The 8,102-nt window shown below is 58.1% G+C and carries 10 protein-coding genes and 1 tRNA gene; all 11 read left to right on the forward strand.

Going from position 1 to position 8,102, the window contains the following annotated elements:
* A partial coding sequence (locus B3605_RS15970) for a HigA family addiction module antitoxin (RefSeq protein WP_296435007.1) occupies positions 1–193 on the forward strand: 193 nt, incomplete at its 5' end.
* An 87-nt stretch (positions 194–280) separates the two neighbouring features.
* Positions 281–1,174 (forward strand): NAD-dependent epimerase/dehydratase family protein, encoded by an 894-nt coding sequence (locus tag B3605_RS15975; protein WP_112945132.1) that lies wholly within the window; start codon positions 281–283, stop codon positions 1,172–1,174.
* Between the two features lie 139 nt (positions 1,175–1,313).
* A tRNA-Trp gene (locus B3605_RS15980) sits at positions 1,314–1,389 on the forward strand.
* Positions 1,390–1,506: 117 nt separating this feature from the next.
* Positions 1,507–2,556: a glycosyltransferase family 2 protein gene (locus B3605_RS15985; RefSeq protein WP_112945133.1), complete on the forward strand. Its 1,050-nt coding sequence runs from the start codon at positions 1,507–1,509 to the stop codon at positions 2,554–2,556.
* A complete protein-coding gene (locus tag B3605_RS15990; protein WP_112973519.1) occupies positions 2,553–4,139 on the forward strand; it encodes a glycosyltransferase family 39 protein in 1,587 nt (528 codons plus the stop codon). Before B3605_RS15985 ends, B3605_RS15990 begins: the two co-directional genes overlap by 4 nt.
* A gap of 249 nt (positions 4,140–4,388) precedes the next feature.
* A complete protein-coding gene (secE, locus tag B3605_RS15995) occupies positions 4,389–4,589 on the forward strand; it encodes a preprotein translocase subunit SecE (RefSeq protein ID WP_026283763.1) in 201 nt (66 codons plus the stop codon).
* Between the two features lie 17 nt (positions 4,590–4,606).
* Complete coding sequence (gene nusG / locus B3605_RS16000) at positions 4,607–5,137, forward strand: transcription termination/antitermination protein NusG (protein WP_112945135.1); 531 nt, start codon at positions 4,607–4,609, stop codon at positions 5,135–5,137.
* A gap of 171 nt (positions 5,138–5,308) precedes the next feature.
* Positions 5,309–5,740, forward strand: a complete 432-nt coding sequence (rplK, locus tag B3605_RS16005; RefSeq protein WP_018902691.1) for a 50S ribosomal protein L11 — start codon at positions 5,309–5,311, stop codon at positions 5,738–5,740.
* A gap of 4 nt (positions 5,741–5,744) precedes the next feature.
* Positions 5,745–6,437: a 50S ribosomal protein L1 gene (gene rplA, locus B3605_RS16010; protein ID WP_018902690.1), complete on the forward strand. Its 693-nt coding sequence runs from the start codon at positions 5,745–5,747 to the stop codon at positions 6,435–6,437.
* A gap of 326 nt (positions 6,438–6,763) precedes the next feature.
* Entirely contained in the window at positions 6,764–7,282 is a 519-nt protein-coding gene (gene rplJ / locus B3605_RS16015) for a 50S ribosomal protein L10 (protein ID WP_018902689.1), read from the forward strand.
* 58 nt (positions 7,283–7,340) lie between these two features.
* Positions 7,341–7,718, forward strand: coding sequence for a 50S ribosomal protein L7/L12 (rplL, locus tag B3605_RS16020; RefSeq protein ID WP_018902688.1), 378 nt, complete (start codon positions 7,341–7,343; stop codon positions 7,716–7,718).
* Positions 7,719–8,102: the final 384 nt, after the last annotated feature.

The raw sequence follows: 8,102 nt of genomic DNA on the forward strand, positions 1-8,102 counted from the left end.
CCCGAGAACAAGGATAGAGCGGATTGTCGCTGAGAAGGTGGGCATCACGACCGACACGGCGCTACGCCTTGCCAAGTTCTTTAACACCACGCCTGAGTTTTGGATGAACCTGCAGGTGGCCTACGAGATCAAGGTTCAGAGCGCGGCTCTGGAGACTGCGTTGGCGGCCATCCCGGAACTCGACGCGGCTTAGCCGAACGGGCATCAGACAGCGTGGCCTTGCGTTGCCGACGCGACACTTTATCTATGCCTTCCATAGTGAGGAATGGGAGGACATTTCATGAAGAAGCGCATTTTGTTTACGGGCGGCTCCGGCAAGGCGGGGCGTCATGCCGTGCCGTGGTTGGTCAACGCCGGCTATGAGGTTCACAGCATCGATCTCGTGCCGCTCGACAGTCGAGGCGTTACAAATCTGATCGTCGACATCACCGACAGCGGTCAGGTCTATAATGCGCTCTCGATGTATCGTGACTTTCCGGATCTCGAAGCGGGCAGGGGTGTCCTTCCCTATGATGCCGTGATCCACTTCGCCGCCATCCCGCGCATCCTGATCAAGCCTGACAACGAAACCTTCCGTATCAACACGATGGGCACCTATAATGTCATCGAGGCTTCGGTGAAGCTCGGTGTGCGCAAGATCATCGTTGCCTCCAGCGAAACCACCTATGGCGTCTGCTTCGCCGAGGGTCATCGCGATTTCCATCAGTTCCCTCTGGAGGAGGACTACGACGTCAACCCGATGGATTCCTATGGGCTGTCGAAGGTGCTGAACGAGAAGACGGCGCGGGCGTTTGCCGAGCGCTCCGGCGCCGATATCTATGCGCTGCGAATCGGCAACGTCATCGAACCGCACGAATACGCGAATTTCCCGACCTATTTCGCCAATCCCGAAATGCGCAAGCGGATCGCCTGGAGCTATATCGACGCACGCGATCTCGGCCAGATCTGCCATCGCTGCATCGAGAAAGACGGCCTCGGTTTCCAGGTGTTCAACGCCGCCAACGATACCGTGTCGGCCAATACGCCGACACGGGAGCTCGCAGCCCGCTATTACCCGAACGTAAAGTTCACCCGCGAGATCGGCAAATTCGAGGGTCTGCTGTCGAACCGCAAGATCAGGGAAGTGCTTGGCTTTCGCGAGGAGCACGACTGGCGCCGATACGTGACGCTGTGAACGCGTTTTGATGTACGCGCGAGGAATGGGAAAAAGTGAAAAACGCACTTGCCAATCTCCTCTCGGCGTCTTAAAGGGTGCGCCATGCTTCTCGACAATGCGTCGCGGCTTTCGCCAACAGGCTGATCGGGAAGCGTAAAGGGGTATAGCTCAGTTGGTAGAGCGGCGGTCTCCAAAACCGCAGGCCGTGGGTTCGAGCCCCTCTGCCCCTGCCATTTTCAAACTTCCTTATTGATTTTTCGAGTATGCTTCGGCTGGGTTTCACCGGCCGGTCAGTCATATGCAGGTTTCCTGCATGTAACCGGTGGGCCAAGCCGCGCCGGAGACGAAAGTTGAAGTCAGTCACTTTTGATGAGCATGCGGTCAAGCCGCGCGTTGGGCCGCGTCTATCGCCACGAACCGTGTCAGCGGACGCCGGAGCGATGGCTGGCGACAGTCACGAGGCGCCCACGCTTTTGTCGGTCGTTGTCCCTTGCTACAATGAACAGGAAGTCCTTCCGCTCTTTTTCGAACGAATTGTCGATGAACTAGAGCGGATCGCCGATATCGATTTTGAGATCGTGTGTGTCAATGACGGCAGCCGCGACAACACGCTCGCCGTCCTGCTTGGTGCCTGCCGTGCCGACGCGAGGATCCGTGCAATTGACCTTAGCCGCAATTTCGGCAAGGAGGCGGCGTTGTCGGCGGCTATCGCCGAGGCGCGGGGGGATATTATCGTTCCTATCGACGCCGATCTTCAGGATCCACCCGAGCTAATCGCGAGGATGATCGAGAAGTGGCGCGAAGGCTATGATGTTGTGCTCGCCAAACGTATGGACCGCTCTGCCGACACGCTGGCGAAACGCTGGGCGGCCGCCGCTTTCTATCGCCTTCACAATGCACTGTCCGATGTCGAGATACCTGAGAATGCCGGTGATTTCCGCCTGATCAGTCGCGACGTCGCCGATGCCTTGGTGCAATTGCCCGAGCGTCATCGGTTCATGAAAGGGCTCTTCGCCTGGGTCGGCTTCCGAGCGGCTGAAATCGAATACAAGCGCGAACCACGCGCCGCCGGAAAGACGAAGTTCTCATTTTGGAAACTGTGGAATTTCGCCGTCGAGGGGGTCACAAGCTTCAGTACGCTCCCAATGCGTATCTGGACTTATATCGGCACATTTGTGGCGTTCTGCGCGGTTGTGCGTGCCGTGATGCTCACAGTACGCACGCTGATCTGGGGTGTCGATGTGCCGGGTTATGCGTCGCTTGCGACGGCAATCCTGCTTTTGGGCGGCATCCAGTTGATAGGCCTTGGCATTCTTGGCGAATATGTTGGCCGCATCTATTTCGAGGTGAAGGGGCGCCCGATCTATGTCGTGAGGGGCCGCTACGGGAGTAGGGTGTGACCGACGTTGCCTCACCGGCCGGGCCGGGGATTGAGGGGGCGAGCACTTCACTCACGCGCGGCGTGTTTTGGGTCGCCGTTGCCGCAATCTTTCTGGTCGCCACGATTCTCAGAATTCCGACGCTGGCGACGCGGCCGCTATGGCTCGATGAGACCTATAGTGCCTGGTTCTCTGCACTGTCGCTTCACGAGCTTTGGAGCGAGGTTCCCGGATATGAAACCCATCCGCCGCTATATTATACGCTACTCAAAGGGTGGCGGTTGCTTTTCAGTGCAAGCGAGTCCGGCTTGCGAAGCCTCTCTGTGCTTTCAAGCATTGCGACCGTCTTTCTCCTCTCGGTCTCAGGACGCTTGCTGAAGACGGGGAGGACGGGCGAAACGATATTGCTGCTTGCCGGCTTGCTTTTGGCTGTCAATGCCGAGAACATAAAGTACGCCCAGGAGGCGCGGCCTTACGCGCTCGAGACGCTTGCCGCGACGTTGGCCTTCATTTCAGCTGCCGGTTTTGTCCGAGCTCTTGGTCGGCAGGCCAGCGGCGGCCCGAATGCGGCGGTGCGCTGGGCCATCATGCTCTCTCTCGCCGGCGGGCTTCTTCTTTGGTGCCACAACACGGCGCTCTTCATTGCCTTCGGACTTTGGTGCGGTCTGGCGCCCGCGATCCTCCTGTCGAATTCGTCCTGCAAGCCACGCATGCTCGTGATTGCATGCTGCGCCGGTCTCGGCGCTTTGGTGGTATGGTCGCCATTCCTGCCTTGGTTCATCAGCCAGAGCCGCAGCTTCGGCAATCTGCAATTCTGGATCAAGCCGGCGCTTTATGACCTGATCAGCGCCTGGATACTCGCTGGCGGCGGTCTCCCGCCGGCCGTGCTGATCATCCTGTCGGCGATCCCCGGTATGTGGGTGCTGTGGCGCCATGAAAGGGCATTGGCAGCCGGACTGTGCGTGACGCTGCTGCTGCCTTTGTGCATCGTGTTGACGTTGAGCTTCGCGGTGAAGCCGGTCTACATCGATCGCCTCTTCGGCTGGATGGCGCCGCCGTTGATGGTGCTTGCGGCATGCGGAGTGGTTGGCATTTTTCGAACGGCTCCGGCGCGTCTGACTGTCTGCGGGGTCGTCATCGCGCTAAGTCTCCAGGCGGCGATACAAGGATATCTGCGGCCCCCGATCGAGGACTTTCGCGCCTTGGCCGCTGATTTGACCGCGAACGTCAAGCCGGACGATATCGTCGTTGCGATCCCGAATGAGCTTGATGTCGCAATGAAATACTATGGCTCTGCCGCCGGCTCGCCGGAGGTGATGTACCTGCCGGGCCCATTTCCGTACCGGGATACGGACGGCGACCGCATGTATGTTGCCAATCTTGGCGCCCCTCGGATCGTGCCGGCCGACGTCTCGGGCCTTGCCGAACGCCTCGCGGCTCATCCGCGAATTTGGCTGCTGACACGGCGAGGCGACCTCTACGATCCGGACAATCTGTTGCTCCGGGCGATATCCGATGTAAGCCGGCAAAAGGCTGAAGCCAGATACGGTCTGGTCGAGCTGCGGCTCTTCGAGCGTGACCCTGGCGCGCGGCGTCTTCCATAAAAGTAAGTCCCGCGCATTGCAAAGAAGGGGAGGGCTATGGTAACAGGGGCCTAGATATGGGGGAGCCTCCATATCTGGCGGAGCGCTGACGCAGCCTTTTGGCGCGATGCCGCGCATCCGTTAATTTCGTTAAACTTTGGTTCCCCTCTTGTGTAATGGGGAATCGGTGTTTATGTAGGGGTTCAACAGACACGCGGTGCGTGGGGCTGATCTGTTCAGCTTTACGCGCCGTAATTGCGTGGGCAGTCGATGGCATCCAAATCAAATCCGCTTACGTTTCTGCAGCAGGTTCGCACGGAAACGTTGAAAGTTACTTGGCCGTCGCGCCGTGAAACGATGATCTCTACGATCATGGTGCTTGTGATGGTTGTCTTTGCCGCGCTGTTCTTTTTTGCCGCGGACCAGTTGATCGGCTGGTTGCTGGGCTTCGTGCTCAATATCGGCAACTGATCGGGTGGAGATATAAGATGGCGGCACGTTGGTATATCGTCCACGCGTATTCGAATTTTGAAAAGAAGGTCGCGGAAGACATCGAGAACAAGGCCCGTCAGAAGGGTCTTGAGCATCTCTTCGAGAAGATTCTCGTCCCGACTGAAAAGGTGGTTGAAGTGCGCCGCGGCCGTAAGGTCGATAGCGAGCGCAAGTTCTTCCCCGGTTATGTGATGGTTCGCGCCAACCTGACCGATGAAGCCTACCACCTGATCAAGAACACGCCGAAGGTGACCGGCTTCCTGGGTTCCGACAACCGGCCCGTTCCGATCCCTGACTCTGAAGCTGAGCGTATTCTCGGTCAGGTTCAGGAAGGTGTCGAGCGTCCGAAGTCTTCGGTCAGCTTCGAGATCGGCGAGCAGGTCCGCGTTTCCGACGGTCCGTTCGCATCGTTCAACGGCACGGTTCAGGATGTGGACGAAGAGCGTTCGCGCCTGAAGGTGGAAGTGTCGATCTTCGGCCGCGCGACGCCGGTCGAACTGGAATACGCTCAGGTCGAGAAGGTCTGAGTTCGGATGTAAGTCGGCAACGGCTTATGTCCTTGCGGCGAAAGCCGCAAAGCGCGTGGAAGGTGAGGGCACCTTAGCCGGGTCCTAAAATCCGAACCACGCAACCGCAGCCGCCGGAGCGATCCGGCATTATTGGTCGGGCAACCGGCCGTCAGTGAAAGGCAGAGAGTTATGGCTAAGAAAGTTGCAGGCCAGCTCAAGCTTCAGGTCAAGGCAGGATCGGCTAACCCGTCCCCGCCAATCGGCCCGGCGCTTGGTCAGCGTGGCATTAACATCATGGAATTCTGCAAGGCGTTCAACGCCGCTACGCAGGAAATGGAAAAGGGTATGCCGATCCCGGTCGTCATCACCTATTACCAGGACAAGTCCTTCACCTTCGTCATGAAGCAGCCTCCGGTCAGCTACTGGCTGAAGAAGGAAGCGAAGATCACGTCCGGTTCCAAGACGCCTGGCAAGGGCGCCACCGCAGGCAAGCTCACCAAGGCTCAGATCAAGACGATCGCTGAAGCCAAGATGAAGGACCTGAACGCAGCTGATATCGAAGGTGCAATGGCGATGATTGAGGGCTCTGCCCGCGCCATGGGCCTGGAAGTGGTAGGATAAGACCATGGCAGGCAAGCGCACCAAGAAGATCAACGAAGGTGTTGATCCCACGAAGCTCTACGCTCTCGACCTCGCTATCAGCATGGTCAAGGAACGGGCTGTCGCCAAGTTCGACGAAACCGTCGAAGTATCGATGAACCTCGGTGTTGACCCGCGTCACGCTGACCAGATGGTCCGCGGCGTTGTCAACCTGCCGAACGGCACGGGCCGTGACGTTCGCGTTGCTGTCTTCGCACGTGGCGCCAAGGCTGACGAAGCCAAGGCTGCTGGTGCTGACGTTGTCGGCGCTGAAGATCTCGTCGAGATCGTTCAGGGCGGCAAGATCGACTTCGATCGCTGCATCGCGACCCCGGACATGATGCCGCTCGTCGGTCGCCTCGGTAAGGTTCTCGGCCCGCGTGGCATGATGCCGAACCCGAAGGTTGGCACCGTCACCATGGACGTCGCTGGCGCCGTCAAGGCTTCCAAGGGCGGCGCTGTCGAGTTCCGCGTCGAAAAGGCTGGTATCGTCCACGCCGGCATCGGCAAGGCTTCGTTCGACGCCAAGGCTCTTGAAGAAAACATCAAGGCTTTCGCTGACGCCGTCATCAAGGCAAAGCCGGCTGGCGCAAAGGGTAACTACGTCAAGCGCGTAGCGATCTCTTCGACCATGGGCCCGGGTGTCAAGATCGAAGTCGCTTCGGTCACGGCCGCTTAATAAAGTTTCGCTGGGCGTCAGTCCGGCTCATCAGATTCCGGCCTCGCAAGAGGCCGGAATATTCCGGAGAAATCCGGAATCCTGTCCGAGATTGCAGGTGGTTTTCCCTTAATCACTTGGCCTGCATGAGACGGGTAAGGCCCGAATTTTTGAAGCTTCGCTTCATCGATTTGGTTCGAACCTTGGATGCCTTGTGCCTCTTAGCCTTTCTGGCGCGGAGCGCGAGGGGACAGGATCCTCAAGCGTCGCTTGGGATCATTCGTGATCTCAGGAGGCAAAGGCAACCCGATGGGGCCGGTCACGGTCTCATCTACTGGAGATAGGCAGTGGAAAGAGCGGAAAAACGCGAATTCGTCACGGAACTGAACGAAGTCTTCAAGGCTTCGGGCTCGGTTGTCGTGGCCCACTATGCTGGTGCTACAGTCGCGCAGATGAACGACTTCCGTTCCAAGATGCGCGCAGCTGGCGGTACCGTCAAAGTCGCGAAGAACCGCCTGGCCAAAATCGCCCTTCAGGGTACGGAAGCGGAAGGGATCTCTGGTCTCTTCAACGGTCAGACACTCATTGCATACAGCAATGACCCGATCACCGCTCCGAAAGTCGTCGTGGATTTCGCCAAGACCAACGATAAGATCGTTGTTTTGGGCGGCGCCATGGGGACAACGACGCTCAACGCAGAAGCAGTCAAGTCGCTCGCGACCCTGCCTTCGTTGGACGAACTGCGCGCGAAGCTGCTGGGCATGATCCAGACTCCGGCTACCCGCATCGCAGGCGTTGTTCAGGCACCGGCAAGCCAACTTGCTCGCGTGTTCTCGGCTTACGCCAAGAAGGACGAAGCCGCATAAGGCGGTTTTTTGCTGTTTATAAACAACCGGTTCGAACCGAACATAAGGAATTGATACAATGGCTGATCTCGCAAAGATCGTAGACGACCTCTCCTCGCTGACCGTTCTGGAAGCTGCAGAACTGTCCAAGCTTCTCGAAGAAAAGTGGGGCGTTTCCGCTGCTGCTCCGGTAGCAGTTGCTGCTGCTGGCGGTGGCGCTGCTCCGGCTGCTGCTGAAGAAGAAAAGACCGAGTTCGACGTTATCCTGGCTGACGCCGGCGCTAACAAGATCAACGTCATCAAGGAAGTTCGCGCTATCACGGGCCTCGGCCTGAAGGAAGCTAAGGACCTCGTTGAAGCCGCTCCGAAGGCTGTCAAGGAAGCTGTTTCCAAGGCTGAAGCTGCCGACATCAAGAAGAAGCTTGAAGACGCCGGCGCTAAGGTCGACGTTAAGTAATCTTGAACTGCATCTGGGAGGCTGGATTTCCGGCCTCCCATTTGCCGTTTCCCGGAACGAATTACCCAAAAGCCGCGTGAAAACGGCTTTTGGGTAATGGGTTCTTCAAGAGGATGGTCTCGAACCGAGACGCGCAGGCAATCCGGCCTCGTGATTTCGGGAAGTGAGACGAGTTTGAAGCGCACATTGCTTGACGGGGTCGACTGGCCATCGGTTCCCGTCCGTTGCAGGCCCGGATGCAATTTTGAAGGAGCGACGATGGCTCAGACCCTTTCGTTCAATGGTCGTAGGCGCGTACGCAAGTTTTTCGGTAAGATCCCAGAAGTCACGGAAATGCCGAACCTCATCGAGGTTCAGAAGGCGTCCTATGACCAATTTTTGATG

Source organism: Rhizobium sp. UBA1881 (assembly GCF_002338015.1).
Taxonomy (GTDB): Bacteria; Pseudomonadota; Alphaproteobacteria; order Rhizobiales; family Rhizobiaceae; genus Rhizobium.

What these genes read in the sequence shown, in the direction of transcription:
- B3605_RS15975 (WP_112945132.1), top strand. Translation starts at nt 281, where the DNA reads ATGAAGAAGCGCATTTTGTTTACGGGCGGCTCCGGCAAGGCGGGGCGT.
- secE (WP_026283763.1), top strand. Translation starts at nt 4,389, where the DNA reads ATGGCATCCAAATCAAATCCGCTTACGTTTCTGCAGCAGGTTCGCACG.
- nusG (WP_112945135.1), top strand. Translation starts at nt 4,607, where the DNA reads ATGGCGGCACGTTGGTATATCGTCCACGCGTATTCGAATTTTGAAAAG.
- rplK (WP_018902691.1), top strand. Translation starts at nt 5,309, where the DNA reads ATGGCTAAGAAAGTTGCAGGCCAGCTCAAGCTTCAGGTCAAGGCAGGA.
- rplA (WP_018902690.1), top strand. Translation starts at nt 5,745, where the DNA reads ATGGCAGGCAAGCGCACCAAGAAGATCAACGAAGGTGTTGATCCCACG.
- rplL (WP_018902688.1), top strand. Translation starts at nt 7,341, where the DNA reads ATGGCTGATCTCGCAAAGATCGTAGACGACCTCTCCTCGCTGACCGTT.